The sequence below is a fragment of the Mesorhizobium sp. YR577 genome, from assembly GCF_900116595.1.
Classification (GTDB): Bacteria; Pseudomonadota; Alphaproteobacteria; order Rhizobiales; family Rhizobiaceae; genus Mesorhizobium_M.
This window is the reverse complement of the sequence record NZ_FPBI01000027.1, coordinates 24,488-39,634: the sequence shown is the minus strand read 5'-3', so window position 1 is coordinate 39,634 and position 15,147 is coordinate 24,488. Positions and strand designations below refer to the sequence as shown.

The following is a 15,147-nucleotide window of genomic DNA, read 5'->3' as shown; positions in this document are numbered from 1 at the left end:
CGCCCGTATACCGTGACTGCACGCTGCCGACGTTGATGTGGATCAAGGCTGCTTAATGCGGCCGCCATTTGAACTGGCAGAGATCGATCGGTGAACCGTAAGACCGTATGTCCTTCTTCGTGCCTGAGGTGGCTCGCCCTACACTGGTCTTCCGAGGGTTGCTCGGATAGGCCGAGCCGATCCTCACGACAGGAGGACGAGCCGTGGCAGATTATAGAGAAGCTTTTGTCGGAATCGATGTTGCCAAGCTGAAGAATGCGATTGCGATTGCTGAATCCGGCCGGGACGGAGATATCCGCTATTTCGGCGAGGTTGATGCATCGGATGCCAGCACGCGCCGCATTATTCAGCGAATAGTCGCGAAGTTTGATCACGTGCATTTCTGCTACGAGGCCGGCCCCACCGGTTACGGCCTTCACCGGCTCATCAAGTCGCTTGGCCATGACTGCATGGTTGTCGCTCCGTCGCTGATCCCGAGGAAGCCTGGCGACCGGGTGAAGACGAACCGTCGAGACGCGCTTGCGCTCGCCCGGCTATTGAGGGCCGGCGAGCTCACGCCGGTGTGGGTTCCCGACGAAGGTCATGAAGCTATGCGAGATCTCGTTCGCGCCCGCTCTGCCGCCGTTGAGACATTGCGGGTCCATCGGCAACAGGTAAGCGCCTTCATGCTCGAAAGGCTGGACGATGCGGTATCTACGCTGGCTGCAGGAGCAGCAGTTTGATCATCCGGCACATCAGATCGCACTGCAGGAAATGGTCGAGGCCGTGCGCACTTCGAAGGAGCGTGCCGAACGACTGGAGAAAGTGATCGAGGAGTTCGTGCCGAACTGGTCTCTCGCCCCGGTCGTTCGAGCGCTGCAGACCCTGCGAGGTGTCGATCTAATTGTCTCCGTCACCTTCGCCACGGAAATCGGTGACGTGACCCGATTTGAAAGCCCACGCCAATTGATGGGCTATCTCGGTCTCGTTCCTGGCGAGAGATCCACGGGCGAGACCGTAAGACGAGGCGCAATAACGAAGGCTGGCAATGGTCGAGTTCGACACATGCTTGTTGAGAGTGCGTGGACGTATCGCCATCCGCCGAAGCTGGGCGTAAGGAAGCTGTACCGCTTGGAGGAAGCCCCGCCGAGAGTGCGAGAAATCGCGTGGAAAGCTCAGAGCCGATTGACGGCTCGATATCGCTTGCTGGCTGCACGGGGAAAACGAACGACGGTGGTTTGCACTGCAATTGCCCGTGAACTGGCCGGCTTCATGTGGGCTGTTGCAAGGGAGGCACAGGCGATCAGAACATAGGTCGCTGCAGCGAAAGCACCTCGCGCATGGGCGGAGGCGGGACAACGGCAGGGGAATATCCGTCACCGCTTTGTGGCCGGCATCGACCGACGCCCGCAGTAAGATAGGAACAGCCCCGGACGCACAATCGGGAATGCGGTAGCCAACCCGCGCATCAGAGCTTGATCACCGACGTCCTTGAGTTCCGCCTCCACCCATGCGCGATCATCACGGCAGGCCCGTTCGCGAGAGCGGTAGCTTCCCCATGCCTAAAGCATTGACAACGGACATCAGAGCGGTGTGCCATCGGCACCTAGACAAGAATCCTTTTGACTGGGTGCGGAGAAAAGCAGCCTGCTAGGAATGGCGATTGTGTCCCCGAAAAGAGATGTCACGAGATCTCACGTGATATTCTTGCCACTGAATACCTCGGCCAAATAGTCGATAAACACCCTGACTTTACGTGGGGTGTGACGTCGCTGAGCATAGAAGGCGAAGATCGGTTGCTCGATAGGTTCATATTCCGGCAGCAGCCGCACGAGGCGGTTCTCCGCTATATCCTTGGCGACCATGAAATCGCCCAAAAGAGAGTAGCCCCCTCCCGCTAGGCAGGCGTTTCTCACCGCTCGCGCTGAGTTCATTGTCAGATGCTGCGGCACTTCGAAGTCAATGACCTTTCCTTGATGCGAAAACCTATGAACGCGCCCCCATTCCCCGCTGACCTGAGTAACGGATGGGCAAGCTTTGATCTCGTCCAAGGTCCTGGGTGTCCCATATTGCTCGCAAAACTGGGGCGTGGCGACGAACACGATCCTCTGCCCGAAGATCCTCTGCGCAATCAGGGATGAATCGTTCAACGGCCCTACCCGGATGGCGACATCGAAGTGCTCTCCAATGAGATCGACCAACCGATTGCCAAGATCGATTGAGACATTGAGCTGCGGGAACCGTCGCACGAACTCAGAAACCGCTGGTGCTAGGCACTCATTGCCAAAGGCCGTTACGCAGGAGACGTGGAGCTGGCCGCGAGGGGTTTCGTGGCGTTCGCGTACCGCGCTCCGCATCAGATCAAGCTCCTCCAGGAGGCAGGTGCTCTTTTGCACGAACTCCATCCCGGCATCCGTCAGATTGATCTGCCTGGTGGTGCGGTTGAAGAGACGTACGCCGAGATCGGCCTCCAGGTCCGCTACAATGCGGCTCACCGAGGCAGGGGAAAGGCGCAAATCCCGGCTCGCAGAAGAGAAGCTATTATGCCGTGCGACTGCCACGGCCACCTTCATGGCCTCAATCATATCCATTCGGCATTCTTCCAAAATTCAAAATAATGTCTCTCACCCAGCGCCATTAACACGGAAATCGGATTCATGCATCAATACGGCGAACGCTCAATTTGAGGAGATGGACATGTCCACGAATCCTAGCTGGATACTTCGGAGCTACCCTTCCGCAATGCCTTCCGTGGAGAACTGGAGCCAAGAGGACCGTTCAATTCCTGAGGCGGCGGATGGTGAGCTGCTGGTGAAAACTTTGTGGCTCTCCGTCGATCCCTATATGCGGGGTCGGATCAGTCCAGCGAAGAATTACGCGACTGGCTTTAAGCTTGGCGATCTGATGCGCGGGGGCGGAATCGGCGAGGTCGTTGCGTCTCAGTCTCCAGACTTCAAGCCAGGGGACGTCGTGATGAGCGACTATTTTGGTTGGCAACCGTTTAGCGTTATCCCGGCCGCATCAGCCAAGCCAGTGACAACTACGGACGCTCCGATTCAATCCGCGCTGAGCTATCTCGGCATGCCTGGTCTCACCGCCTACTTTGCTCTCCTCAAGACCGCAACTCCGAAGGTGGGGGATACGGTGTTGATCTCTGCCGCTTCAGGAGCGGTGGGACAGATTGCGGGCCAGATCGCGCGGATCAAGGGGTTCGACCCGGTCGCTGTCGTGGGTTCGGACGAGAAGCTGGAGTGGTGCAGGGAGCTTGGCTACCGGACCGGCGTCAATCATCGGAGCTCGGCTGATCTCGTGGCAGATGTCGCCACCGCATGCCCTAACGGCGTCGATGTCTTTATCGATAACACCGCCGGGCCAATTCACGATGCAGCCATGCTGAACCTCAACACCTTTGGCAGGGTGGTGGTCGTCGGGACTATTGCCTTGGCCGACCGGTTTGACCAGCCCGATATCGGTCTCAGGCATCTCAGAAGGACGCTGATCACCCGTGCGCGGATAGAAGGGTTCTTGCTCGACGACCACGAGGGAGAATACGAAACCGCGATTGCCGATCTGCTGTTATGGTACAGACAGGGACTGCTGCAGACACGGGAAGATGTTGCGGAAGGGATTGAGACCGCGCCCCACGCTTTCGTTCGGATGTTGAAGGGAGAGAACTTTGGCAAGCAACTGGTCAAGCTTTGATGCTCTGAACGAAGATTTGTCTGCTTCGGCAAAACTGCGATTTTTGTGCACGCGTTACTCAAGCAGATAATTCCAAGGCAGAAGCTCATCGATCCGGCTCTGCTTGTAGCCGTTGACGATGGCGGAGAGCGTGGCGGTCAGGTAGGCCTGCGGGTCAACGAGGGGACAAAACAGCGGTTACGGTGAACCTTTAGCATTGACGAACTGTTGGCTGCTCGGCACGCGCAGCCTCGAGAAATTTCAAGCATCTGCTATCGCCGCCTGTATTGCCTCGGCGGAATGCGCCGTCAGATCCTTGGCGATCTCACCAGTCAGCTTCGCAGCAAGCGTATCGTGAAAATGCTTGCGCAACTCACCCAGTGTACGCGGATCGGCAACGATGAGGAGCCGTTCGATTCTACCTGCGAGCGCTTCTTTGTTCAGATAGCCGGCTGCGGCTGCTGCAAAATCGTCTTCCTTGATACGTCGAGTGTCAGGATTTGCGGAACTGCTGCGATGACGCGATCCCGATCCCGTATTGCCCACGCCAAGGTCGGGGTCCGGCAGGCCAATCAGATCGACATGCGGCTCGTGCCCGCGATTGCGAAAAAGCCGCATCGCTTCGCCGTCAATGACGGCAACAATGGTACCATTTTCCAGAATCATATCTTTCCCTTTCCATGACGATAGCGGCGGAATGCCATTTCATTGCCTGCCGGGCCAGCGCCAGTCAGCCACCATTGGCATGTCCGCTCCATTCGCGCGGATATAGTGATAGTGCTCCGTCAGCCTGTCGCGCATGGCCTGCTTCACATAAACGGCTGCCGGGCCCAGCCGGGGCACCCTGTCGATGACGTCAGTCACTAGATGGAAACGGTCAAGATCGTTGCGCACCACCATGTCGAATGGCGTCGTGGTCGAACCTTCTTCCTTGAAGCCGCGCACGTGTATGTTTTCGTGGTTCGTGCGTTTGTAGGCGAGCCGATGGATCAACCAGGGATAGCCGTGATAGGCGAAGATCACGGGTTTGTCCGTGGTGAACAACGCATCGAAATCCTTGTCGGAAAGACCGTGCGGGTGCTCGGTCTTCGTTTGCAGCGTCATCAGATCCACAATGTTGATGACGCGGACCTTGAGGTCTGGAATGTACTGATGGATGAGGTCGACAGCGGCCAAGGTCTCCAGCGTGGGCACGTCGCCGCAACAGGCCATCACGACATCCGGTTCGCCGCCGCGATCGTTGCTCGCCCATTCCCATATGCCGATACCTGCCGAGCAATGTTTGACCGCCTCGTCCATCGTCAGCCATTGCGGCTGCGGCTGCTTGCCGGCGACGATGACGTTGACGCGGTTCCAGCTGCGCAGGCAGTGATCGGTGACATAGAGCAAGGTGTTGGCGTCCGGCGGGAAATAGACGCGGACAATATCGGCCTTCTTGTTGACGACATGGTCTACGAAGCCCGGATCCTGATGGCTGAAACCGTTGTGGTCCTGCCGCCAGACATGAGAAGTAAGCAGATAGTTCAGAGAGGCGATAGGCCGCCGCCAGGCGACCTCCTTCGAGGTCTTCAACCATTTGGCATGCTGGTTGAACATTGAGTCCACGATATGGATGAACGCTTCGTAGCAGGAGAAGAAGCCGTGCCGGCCGGTAAGCAGATAGCCTTCCAACCAGCCTTGGCAGGTATGTTCGCTGAGAATCTCCATCACTCTGCCATCCGGCGCGAGATGATCGTCATAAGACAGCGTTTCGGCATCCCAGGCCCGGTTAGTGACTTCGAAAAGGTTCTGGAGACGGTTGGATGCGGTCTCATCAGGGCCGAATACCCTAAAATTACGAGCCTCTGCGTTATGGCGCATGACATCGCGCAGGAATTTGCCCGCAACCTGGGTCGATTCAGCGTCTGCGCCGCCCGGCTGCTTCACCGCGACAGCGTAGTCCTTGAAATCCGGCAATCTCAACGGCCGCATCAGCGTGCCGCCATTTGCGTGGGGGGTGGCGCTCATTCGCTTGTTGCCAATGGGTGCCAGCGCGGCAATTTCGCGTTTCACCCGGCCGACCTCGTCGAACAGTTCTTCCGGCTTATAGCTGTGCAGCCATTCTTCAAGCAGACCGAGGTGCTCCGGCTTGTCCATGGTGAACGGCACCTGATGCGAGCGCCAGAACCCTTCGGCCTTCTTGCCGTCCACGGTTTTGGGTCCGGTCCAGCCCTTGGGCGATCTCAGCACGATCATCGGCCAGATCGGGCGCTCGACTTTGCCACCATTGCGAGCCTTATGCTGAATAGCGCGGATCGAGGCAAAGGCGGTATCCAAGGCTGCCGCCATCTTCTGATGCATCGCATAAGGCTCATCCCCTTCAACGAAGATCGGTGCGTAGCCATAGCCGCGAAACAGTGCCTCCAACTCTTCATGCGGAATGCGGGCAAGCACCGTGGGATTGGCGATCTTATAGCCGTTGAGATGCAGGAATGGCAGGACGGCGCCATCGCTCACCGGGTTCAGGAACTTGTTGCCGTGCCAGGAGGTGGCCAGCGGACCGGTTTCGGCCTCACCGTCGCCGACCACGCAGGCGGCAATGAGGTCCGGATTGTCGAACACCGCGCCGAAGGCGTGGCTCAAGGAATAACCGAGCTCTCCACCCTCGTGAATGGAACCGGGTGTTTCCGGCGCCGCGTGACTGGGGATGCCTCCCGGGAACGAAAATTGACGGAACAGCCGGCACATCCCGGCACCGTCGCGCGAAATATCCGGGTATAGCTCGCTATAGGTGCCTTCGAGCCAGGTGCTCGCGACGACACCCGGCGCACCATGTCCGGGCCCGGCGATGAACAGCACGCTGGCGTCCTGTTCACGGATGATGCGGTTGAGATGAACGTAGATGAAATTGAGACCGGGCGTGGTGCCCCAATGGCCGAGCAGGCGCGGCTTGACATGCTGTTTGATCAGCGGCTCGCGCAAAAGCGGATTGTCGAGCAGATAAATCTGGCCGACGGAGAGATAGTTCGCCGCTCGCCACCAGGCGTTGATCAGTCGCGCCTCCTCGGTAGACAATGGCTGCGAAACCTTGGCGGGTGCGTGCTTCTCGGCGGTAGTCATAGGCGTACTCCGTTGCGAGGCGGTGAGCTACCTGCTTGGGCTGTCCTGGAGAAATAGGACAGCGGACGGGAAAATCACCGCTCCCTTCTGGATTGAATCGGTCAAACCGATTGTTCTCGCCTTGATTTCCATCAAGTCGGTGCATCAACTGGATGTGCAAAAAAGAGTTCGTGGAGATCAAGGCGATGGCCGATGCGATCCTGACGCTGAATGCCGGTTCCTCGAGCCTGAAGCTTGCGCTGTTTGAAACAAGCACCGCAACCCGGCTCGACCTTGCCCTGCGCGGCGAGATCGAGGAGATCGCCACGCATTCGCATTTCACGGCACGGGACGCAAAGGGCGTCCTGCTCGCCGACACGCGTTGGCCGGAAGCCGCAGGCGATTTCCAAACCCTGCTCAAAGAGGTCATCGACTGGACCGAGGCCCGTCTCGGCCAGGACAAACTGATGGCAGTGGGCCACCGGGTGGTGCATGGCGGCGCCGACTATGCAGCGCCCGAACTGGTCACACCGAGTCTCCTCGCCGCGCTCGACCGGCTAACACCGTTGGCCCCGCTCCACGAGCCGCAGAATGTGGCTCCCATCCGGGCAATCGCTGCTGCACGACCTAACCTGCCGCAGGTCGCCTGTTTCGATACGGCCTTTCATCACACCATGCCGACGGTAGCCAGCCGCTTTGCCCTGCCTCGCGAGTATGAAGCCATGGGCGTTCGTCGCTACGGCTTTCATGGATTGTCCTATGAGTATATCGCCGGCCATCTGCATGAGATCGCTCCCGGCCTCGCCGGCGGCCGTGTCATCGTCGCCCATCTCGGCAATGGAGCCAGCCTTTGTGCGCTCAGCCAGGGAAAGAGCATAGATACCACCATGGGTTTCAGCGCGCTGGATGGATTGATGATGGGCACGCGGCCCGGCAATCTCGATCCGGGTGTTATCCTCTACCTGCTGCAGGAGCGCGGCATGACCGTCGGCGCGGTGGAAGATCTGCTCTACCGGCGCTCCGGCCTGCTCGGTGTTTCGGGCGGCATTGCCAGCGACATGCGCACGCTGCTCGAAAGCCACGATCCGCGCGCCGCCGAAGCCGTCGAACTTTTCGCTTACCGTATCGCGCGTGAGGCGGGCGCACTGACGAGTTCGCTTGGCGGGCTGGACGGCATCGTCTTCACCGGCGGCATAGGAGAACACGCGCCTCCGGTCAGAGCTGCCATCTGTGCAAACCTGGGATGGCTTGGTGTCATGCTCGATCAGGACGCAAACGAGCGCGGTGCAGCGGTTATCAGCACGCCCGCAAGCCGCGTCGCGGTCCGTGTCATTGCGACCGACGAGGAAACGATGATTGCGCGGCACACTCTGGCGACGGTTCGGCCAGCGCATCCATGCTGACCATTTGCGCGGTCCGATCAACCGGGCGGCCGCCCTCTCCAGTCTACAGCTGTTCAGTTCACAGCACCTGCCAGCTACAAAATGAACGAACTTTGATCCGCATCAAGGAACCGCGCGGCCGATGATGAATGATTGCACGTGCCGCATCGAGCCAAGCCAGGAATACCGGCGATAGACTTAAGCGACTGGCACCTATCAATGTTCAACAACGTTCCGCAAGGGGAGATACGTCATGGCCGAATCCGCCACCAAACTTCCTGTGAAGACAGCGAAAGATACTATGCTCGCACGATCTGGCGACTGGTCGCCATTCGAAAGTCTGCGCCGCGAGATCGATCGCCTGTTTGATAACTTGCATCCGCTTGAACGGCGCATTCCGTCGACGCGTTCGCTATTCGGTGTGGAATTGCCCGGGCTGACACACGCCGTTTGGCCGGTCGCGCCGGCTATGGACCTTGTGGAAAAGGAAAAGGAATACGAGATCACGGCCGAATTGCCGGGCATCGACGAGAAAGATGTCGAAATCAAGCTCGCCAATCACACCTTGACGATCAAGGGGGAAAAGAAGGAGGAGTCTGAAGAAAAGGAGAAGGACTACTATCTGTCTGAGCGCCACTACGGCTCTTTCCAGCGTTCCTTCCAAGTGCCCGAAGGCGTGGACGCCGACAAGATCGAAGCAAACTTTGCTAAGGGCGTGCTTAAGGTAAAACTGCCTAAGTCGCCAGCAGCGCAGCAGTCTGAAAAAAAGATAACCGTTAAGGCAGCCTAAGCGTATCTCTGTGCCCCGCCGACGCAGCAAGTCTGCGCTGGCGGGTCAGGCGGGTTGAACTGCCCGCCACTCGCAAGATGGCCTGCAACGATTGGCAACTACTGCAAGTGTGAATGGGAAGCAAAACAATGCAAATCCGACCGCTGAGCAACTCCGAGTGCATAAAGTTGTTGATCGCAAACCGCCTTGCCCGCATCGCTTGCGTAAAAGATGGTCGACCCTATGTTGTGCCGATCCACTTCGCATATGCGGACAATCACCTCTATGCCTTTTCCATGCCCGGCAAAAAGATCGATTGGATGCGGGCCAATCCGCTGGTTTCAGCGGTGGTCGAGCAGCAAGGGCAGGCAAGGGAGTGGAAAAGTGTCGTTGTTGACGGACGCTTCGAAGAGTTGCCTGACCGGATAGGCCACAAGGTCGAACGCGACCACGCATGGACGCTCCTGAGCAAATATGCGAACTGGTGGGAGCCTGGTGCTCTGAAACCCGCGCCGCGCCCTGTGTCAGATCACTCCGACCATCTTTTCTATCGCATTATCATCGAGTCTCTTTCCGGGCGCGAGGCCCAGGATTAGGCGGAATACCTCTGAATCTCGCTTAGGATTGATCCCGATCAACGATTCTGCTGCCGGGCAGAGTAACATTTATAAATGACTTATCGGTTGGCGTTCATATGAAAACTGGCGTTCGCAAGCACGCTGCCAATGCTGGCCCTCGGTGTGCCATGATGGTCGAAGACCAGCAGGCCACGATTGACCTGTTGGCAACCCCTGCCACCCATCGAGTCCCTGGCTCGATCGAGGTGATCGAAACACATATCTCGCGGATTTTCCTTGCAGGCAACCGCGCCTACAAAATGAAACGCGCGGTAAAGCTGCCATATGCAGATTTTTCGACGCCGGAATTGCGCCTTTCGGCCTGCCTTAAAGAAGTCGAGCTCAATTCGGGAACTGCGCCGGGGCTCTATCTTGGCGTCCGCCGCATCACGCGGGAGGCTGACGGCCGGCCCATCCTTGACGGAGGAGGCAGGTTGATCGACGCCGTTGTCGAGATGAGCCGGTTTGACCAATCCGCCCTGCTCGACCGAATGGCTCTCGACCGCACGCTTACGCCCCATCTGATCACAGACACGGCCCGCATGGTTGCGCAGTTCCATCGCACTGCTCCGATTGTCCATGCCAGCAGCGGTGCCGTGAACCTGGCAGGTGTGCTCGACATCAACAAGGCAGGGTTTGCGACCAGCCATGTGTTCAATGTCGAGGAGGTTGCCGCTTTCGACGGATCCTTCCGCGAAGCCTTGGCTCACCATGCAGCGTTGCTCGACAGACGCGAGATCGCAGGAAAGGTTCGCCGCGGCCACGGCGATCTGCATCTGCGCAATATCTGTCTTCTCGGCGGCGAACCGCGCCTGTTCGACTGCATCGAATTCAACGATCAGATCGCGACAATCGATGTGCTGTACGATCTTGCCTTCCTGCTCATGGACCTGTGGCATCGCGGCCTGTTCGAACTCGCCAATCTGGCCATGAACCGTTATCTCGACGAGGCCGACGACGAAGACGGTTTCGCGCTGCTGCCCTTTTTCATGGCACTGCGGGCAGCGGTGCGGGCACACGTCATCGCGACACAGGTCGAGGAGGCAGACGGCGCATCCGAGCGTCTCGCCGCGGAAGCCAGATCCTATTTCGATCTTGCAAAGCTGCTGCTTCGCAAGCACCCTTCCCGCCTCATAGCGATCGGCGGCCTGAGCGGCACAGGAAAGACAACCATTGCCGAAGCGCTGGCCGCGCATGTCGGCGCACCGCCCGGAGCACGGATTGTGGAGAGCGACCGCATTCGCAAGACCCTGCACGGCGTGTCGCCCGAAACCCGTCTCCCCGATAAGGCCTACCGAACGGAGATTTCCGAAAAGGTTTATCGCGAGATGGCATGGCGCGCCGGGCTCATCCTATCGCAGGCTGGAGTCGTCATCGCCGATGCCGTCTTCAACAAGAGAGCGCATAGGGAAAGCATCGAGAAAGAAGCCAACGACCGCGCGCTGCCATTTCTCGGCATCTGGCTTGAGGCCGATCCGGCCGTTCTCTGGCAACGGGTGGAGGAGCGCAAGGGCGGACCTTCAGACGCGACCATCGACATTCTGTCAAAACAGCTTCAAAGGCATGTGGAGGGGATCGACTGGCACAGGCTCAATGCGGCGCGGAAACCTAAAGACGTCGTTACGAGCATACTGGATTTGGCAGTCAGGTGAATTCCCACGACGCAAAGTTTTTCGACGAGATCGGACTCGGCCAAGGTCGAGCGTTGAGGGGATCGGAAGGCCTGCGGCGGAGTAGCGCCATCCGCTAAGACTTCGATCTCACTGGAGTTCCACGTCGATCCTTGCGGTGAATCAAAGCGCTTCCTCTCGCAATCTACTACGCCTCAATTTCCAGCCTCGATCCTGACGCTGGATTTGTTCGCCCAGTGGTCACCTGGGCGCAGGCGAGGCACGGCGTGAACGAAACGGCGCTACGAAGAATATTGCTGACCATCGCGACCGCGGGACTCGCGGCGGGGCTGGTAGTTCAATACGCTGGCTTCAGCGTCATGCGGCCATCCCTCATTTGGACGGCAGCGACGATACCGGTCGTTATCGTCCTGGCCCTTTCCATGCTTCGCGACCTGTGGGCGGGTCGGTTTGGCGTCGATGCGATCGCACTCGTCTCGATGGTGGCAGCACTTGCCCTTGGCCAGCCACTTGCCGGCATCGTCGTCGCGATCATGTATGCCGGCGGTACCGTTCTCGAGGATTTCGCGCGCGGCCGCGCAGAGCGTGATCTCACCGCCTTGACCGACAGGTCGCCTCGCCTGGCCCACCGCAGATCAGGCGAGACATTGGAGACGATCAGCGTAGATCAAGTCGAGGTTGGAGACGAATTGCTTGTTCGCGCCGGTGAACTGGTGCCTGTCGACGGCATTCTTGTAGATGCCAATGCCTCGATCGATGAGTCGGCAGTGACGGGCGAACCTCTGCCCGAAAGGCGGGTTTCAAACGACAGGCTTCGCAGCGGCACCGTCAATGCGGGCGAAGCCTTCATCATGCGCGCGTCGGCGGTTGCCGCACAAAGCACATATGCCGCGATCGTGGGCATGGTTGCTGCCGCACAGACTGCAAAAGCGCCATTCATCCGCATGGCCGACCGCTTTGCTGTGGCGATGCTGCCCGCGACTCTCATTCTTGCTGGACTGGCCTGGTATTTCTCCGGCGATCCTATTCGCGCACTAGCGGTTCTTGTCGTCGCAACCCCCTGCCCCTTGATCCTGGCTGCCCCGGTCGCTTTCATCAGCGGCGTCGCCCGTGCCGCGCGGGCGGGCATATTGATGAAAGGCAGCGCAGCTCTGGAGGCGCTGGCCGAGGCACGAACGGCAGTGTTCGACAAGACCGGGACGCTGACCTATGGCGGCGCCGACCTTATCGATGTCGAGACCGCCCCGGGACGGGATCAAAACGAAGCTTTGCGGCTGCTTGCATCGCTTGAACAAGCGTCGCACCACATTCTCGCGGAATACATCGTGCAGGCGGCGCGCAGGAAGGGACTGGGGCTTTGCAACCCCAAGAATGTCCGGGAGTATCGAGGCTCTGGCCTGGAAGGCACCGTCGGCGACAAGTCAGTTCGCGCGGGGTCGCGCGCCCTGGTGCTGGCCGATGGTCCTCTCCCGCTCTGGGCCGAACCTGGCGAGCGGCGCTTTCAGGGGCAACCGGTTCTGCGGGTCTTCGTGGAGTTGGACAATCGGCTGGCCGCGATCTTCACCTTCGGCGATGCCTTGAGGGCCGATGCCCGAACCACTCTGAGCGACCTGCGATCGTCCGGGTTTTCGCGGATCGTTATGCTTACCGGTGACGATGCAAGCACGGCTTCGCGGATCGCCGCGGCGCTCGATATCGATAACCTCATTGCAGATGCGAGTCCTGCCGACAAAATTGCGACCGTGGAAGCCGAAAAGACTCAAGCACCGACAATGATGGTTGGCGACGGCATCAACGATGCGCCTGCTCTGGCGACCGCGACCGTTGGAATTGCGATGGGCGCACGCGGTGCCACGGCATCAAGTCAGGCTGCGGATGTAGTTGTCCTTGCAAACCGGCTGCAGCCCGTCGCGGACGCAGTCAAACTTGCTCGGCGGACGCGGTCGATCGCCCGGCAGAGCATCGTGGCCGGGCTTGCGCTTTCCGGAGCGGCGATGCTCGCTGCTGCGTTTGGGTGGATTACGCCGGTTGAAGGCGCTTTGCTGCAGGAAGGTATCGACGTGGCGGTGATCTTAAACGCATTGCGCGCGCTGGGTGGCGAGTATCCACGATCCCATGGCACCTCGATCCACGATACTGTACGCGAGATGCAATCGCGATCGGTGATGAGGGAGTGACATCATGATGCGTGATAATCGTGTCGTTTGCGGAAAATGCAGCAGCACCAACCGCCTGCCAAGTGGCCGAAATGCCAATAGCGCCAAATGTGGCCGGTGCGGACATAAGATCTTTTCCGGATATCCGCGCGAGGTCGACGGGAAGATGTTTGACCGCCAGATCGAACATTGCACACTTCCAGTGCTGGTGGACGTCTGGGCCTCATGGTGCGGACCGTGCCTGTCGATGGCGCCGGCCTACCAGGCGGCGGCACGGCAGCTTGAGCCTTATGTCGTCTTGCTCAAGCTTGATGCAGATGCCGAACAGGCCACCTCGGCGAAACTTGGCATTCGCAGCATTCCAACCATGGTTCTATTTGAGGGCGGCAAGGAAATAGCACGCACTTCAGGAGCGATGGTCACTGGACAGATCGTAAAGTGGGTACGCGATCGCCTACCGTCAGTTGCAGTCTGAACGCCGATGGACCCGCTGATTGCTCGCCTCGGGTTGGCTCTGGCGATTGGGCTCCTGGTCGGGCTTGAACGCGGATGGCGTGAGCGCAATGCACCGGATCACAGCCGCACCGCAGGAATCCGCACCTACGGGATTTCCGGTCTGCTGGGTGGCATCCTCGCCGCGCTCGCCGAGGCCGCCGACGCAATATCCGTGCTCACAGTCGGCTTCCTCGGATTTGCCGCTATCTTCGCGTGGTACAAGGCGCGCGAAGCAGCTTACGATCAGGACTTCAGCGTCACCAGCGTATTGGCCGGGCTTGCTGTCTTCGCGCTCGGTGCACTTGCAGTTGTCGGCGACTATCGCGCTGCGGCGGCGGGCGGCTCGGCACTCGCAGCTGTACTTGCAAGCCGGGAGATTCTGCACGGACTGCTGCTACGGCTGACCTGGATAGAATTGCGCTCGGCTTTGATCCTGGCCGTAATGACCGCAATTATCCTGCCGCTGCTGCCGAACCGTACTGTAGATCCCTGGGGCGGGCTCAACCCCTGGGAAATCTGGTCCTTCACTGTCCTGACCGCAGCCATCTCGTTCCTCGGCTATATTTTGACACGCATTCTGGGTCATACGCGGGGACTGCTGGTCAGCGCCCTTGCAGGCGCCGTTGTATCCTCCACTGCAGTAACGGTTGCACTGGCGCGGACTGCAAAAACCGGCGGCAGTCCTTTGTCGTTGGCTGGCGCGGCGGCTTTGGCGGCAATGGTGTCGATCCTGCGCGTCTGCGTGATTGTGATGCTCATCGATCCGGCTGCAATTGTCCCCATGGCGCCAGCAGCCCTCGCCGCTGCGCTTTGCTTCACAGCATGCGGAATACTTTTGTTGACACGTTCCAGCGATGCTTCTGGAAGCGAAACGCCGTCGCGCAATCCCTTTGCGTTGGAACCGCTCCTGTTATTCGCTCTCCTGTTTGCGATTGTCTCAACGGTAAGCGCAGCAGTTGCAAATCGGTTGGGTAGCAGCGGTCTGCTGGCTACTGCAGCGCTTTCTGGTATGTTCGACGTTGATGTGGCGGTATTGAGTACGCTTCGATTGATCGGAGAGTCCGTCACCCACGAACTGGCTGGAATGGCTATGCTCACCGCGCTCGCCGCCAACGCCACTGGACGTCTCGCAATTGCCTTTCTGGCTGGTCCGATCCGATTCTTCGTTCCGTTTGCCAGTGCAACCATAGCCGCCATCAGTCTGGGGGTAGCGATGTTCTTTCTTTGGCCAACTCTCTGAGTGCTCCCATTCCTCCGTTTTTTGACCCGGATCAAGACAGCCGACGTAACGCCGGTCTATGAGGAGGAACGAAAGCAGTTCATCATCGATGAACGGTTACAGCAGTGGCATTCGGCATA

General features: G+C 59.1%; 11 protein-coding genes and 2 pseudogenes. 9 read left to right on the top strand and 4 right to left on the bottom strand.

From position 1 onward, the window contains the following. The first annotated feature begins 203 nt into the window (after positions 1–203). A pseudogene (locus BM413_RS27445) lies at positions 204–1,293 on the top strand (IS110 family transposase). 380 nt (positions 1,294–1,673) lie between these two features. On the opposite strand, the gene BM413_RS27440 reads toward BM413_RS27445, so the two are convergent. Beyond that, the gene (locus tag BM413_RS27440; protein ID WP_091918038.1) at positions 1,674–2,570 is read right to left on the bottom strand and encodes a LysR family transcriptional regulator; all 897 of its coding nucleotides are present in this window, start codon (positions 2,568–2,570) and stop codon (positions 1,674–1,676) included. A gap of 106 nt (positions 2,571–2,676) precedes the next feature. Between BM413_RS27440 and BM413_RS27435 the strand changes: the two genes are divergently transcribed. Next, positions 2,677–3,681 carry an NADP-dependent oxidoreductase gene (locus tag BM413_RS27435; protein WP_091918037.1) on the top strand — a complete coding sequence of 335 codons (1,005 nt, stop codon included), beginning with the start codon at positions 2,677–2,679 and terminating at the stop codon, positions 3,679–3,681. A gap of 54 nt (positions 3,682–3,735) precedes the next feature. Here BM413_RS27435 and BM413_RS27430 read toward each other — a convergent pair. The 3 genes and pseudogenes from BM413_RS27430 to BM413_RS27420 form a co-directional block, all read right to left on the bottom strand. Then, a pseudogene (locus BM413_RS27430) lies at positions 3,736–3,840 on the bottom strand (transposase domain-containing protein); the annotation flags it as partial. Positions 3,841–3,921: 81 nt separating this feature from the next. Further along, positions 3,922–4,326 (bottom strand): baeRF12 domain-containing protein, encoded by a 405-nt coding sequence (locus BM413_RS27425; RefSeq protein WP_091918036.1) that lies wholly within the window; start codon positions 4,324–4,326, stop codon positions 3,922–3,924. Positions 4,327–4,365: 39 nt separating this feature from the next. Beyond that, positions 4,366–6,759, bottom strand: a complete 2,394-nt coding sequence (locus BM413_RS27420; protein WP_091918035.1) for a phosphoketolase family protein — start codon at positions 6,757–6,759, stop codon at positions 4,366–4,368. 185 nt (positions 6,760–6,944) lie between these two features. On the opposite strand from BM413_RS27420, the gene BM413_RS27415 reads away from it, so the two are divergent. From BM413_RS27415 to BM413_RS27385, 7 genes are all read left to right on the top strand, one after another. Then, a complete protein-coding gene (locus BM413_RS27415; RefSeq protein WP_091918067.1) occupies positions 6,945–8,141 on the top strand; it encodes an acetate/propionate family kinase in 1,197 nt (398 codons plus the stop codon). A gap of 232 nt (positions 8,142–8,373) precedes the next feature. Beyond that, positions 8,374–8,910, top strand: a complete 537-nt coding sequence (locus BM413_RS27410) for an Hsp20/alpha crystallin family protein (protein WP_091918034.1) — start codon at positions 8,374–8,376, stop codon at positions 8,908–8,910. Positions 8,911–9,038: 128 nt separating this feature from the next. Continuing rightward, complete coding sequence (locus BM413_RS27405; RefSeq protein ID WP_091918033.1) at positions 9,039–9,485, top strand: pyridoxamine 5'-phosphate oxidase family protein; 447 nt, start codon at positions 9,039–9,041, stop codon at positions 9,483–9,485. A gap of 149 nt (positions 9,486–9,634) precedes the next feature. Further along, positions 9,635–11,158: a bifunctional aminoglycoside phosphotransferase/ATP-binding protein gene (locus BM413_RS27400; RefSeq protein WP_091918032.1), complete on the top strand. Its 1,524-nt coding sequence runs from the start codon at positions 9,635–9,637 to the stop codon at positions 11,156–11,158. A 245-nt stretch (positions 11,159–11,403) separates the two neighbouring features. Then, positions 11,404–13,314: a heavy metal translocating P-type ATPase gene (locus BM413_RS27395; RefSeq protein ID WP_091918031.1), complete on the top strand. Its 1,911-nt coding sequence runs from the start codon at positions 11,404–11,406 to the stop codon at positions 13,312–13,314. A gap of 7 nt (positions 13,315–13,321) precedes the next feature. Then, a complete protein-coding gene (gene trxC, locus BM413_RS27390) occupies positions 13,322–13,768 on the top strand; it encodes a thioredoxin TrxC (RefSeq protein WP_091918066.1) in 447 nt (148 codons plus the stop codon). 6 nt (positions 13,769–13,774) lie between these two features. Continuing rightward, positions 13,775–15,028, top strand: coding sequence for an MgtC/SapB family protein (locus BM413_RS27385; protein WP_091918030.1), 1,254 nt, complete (start codon positions 13,775–13,777; stop codon positions 15,026–15,028). The last annotated feature ends 119 nt before the right edge of the window (positions 15,029–15,147 follow it).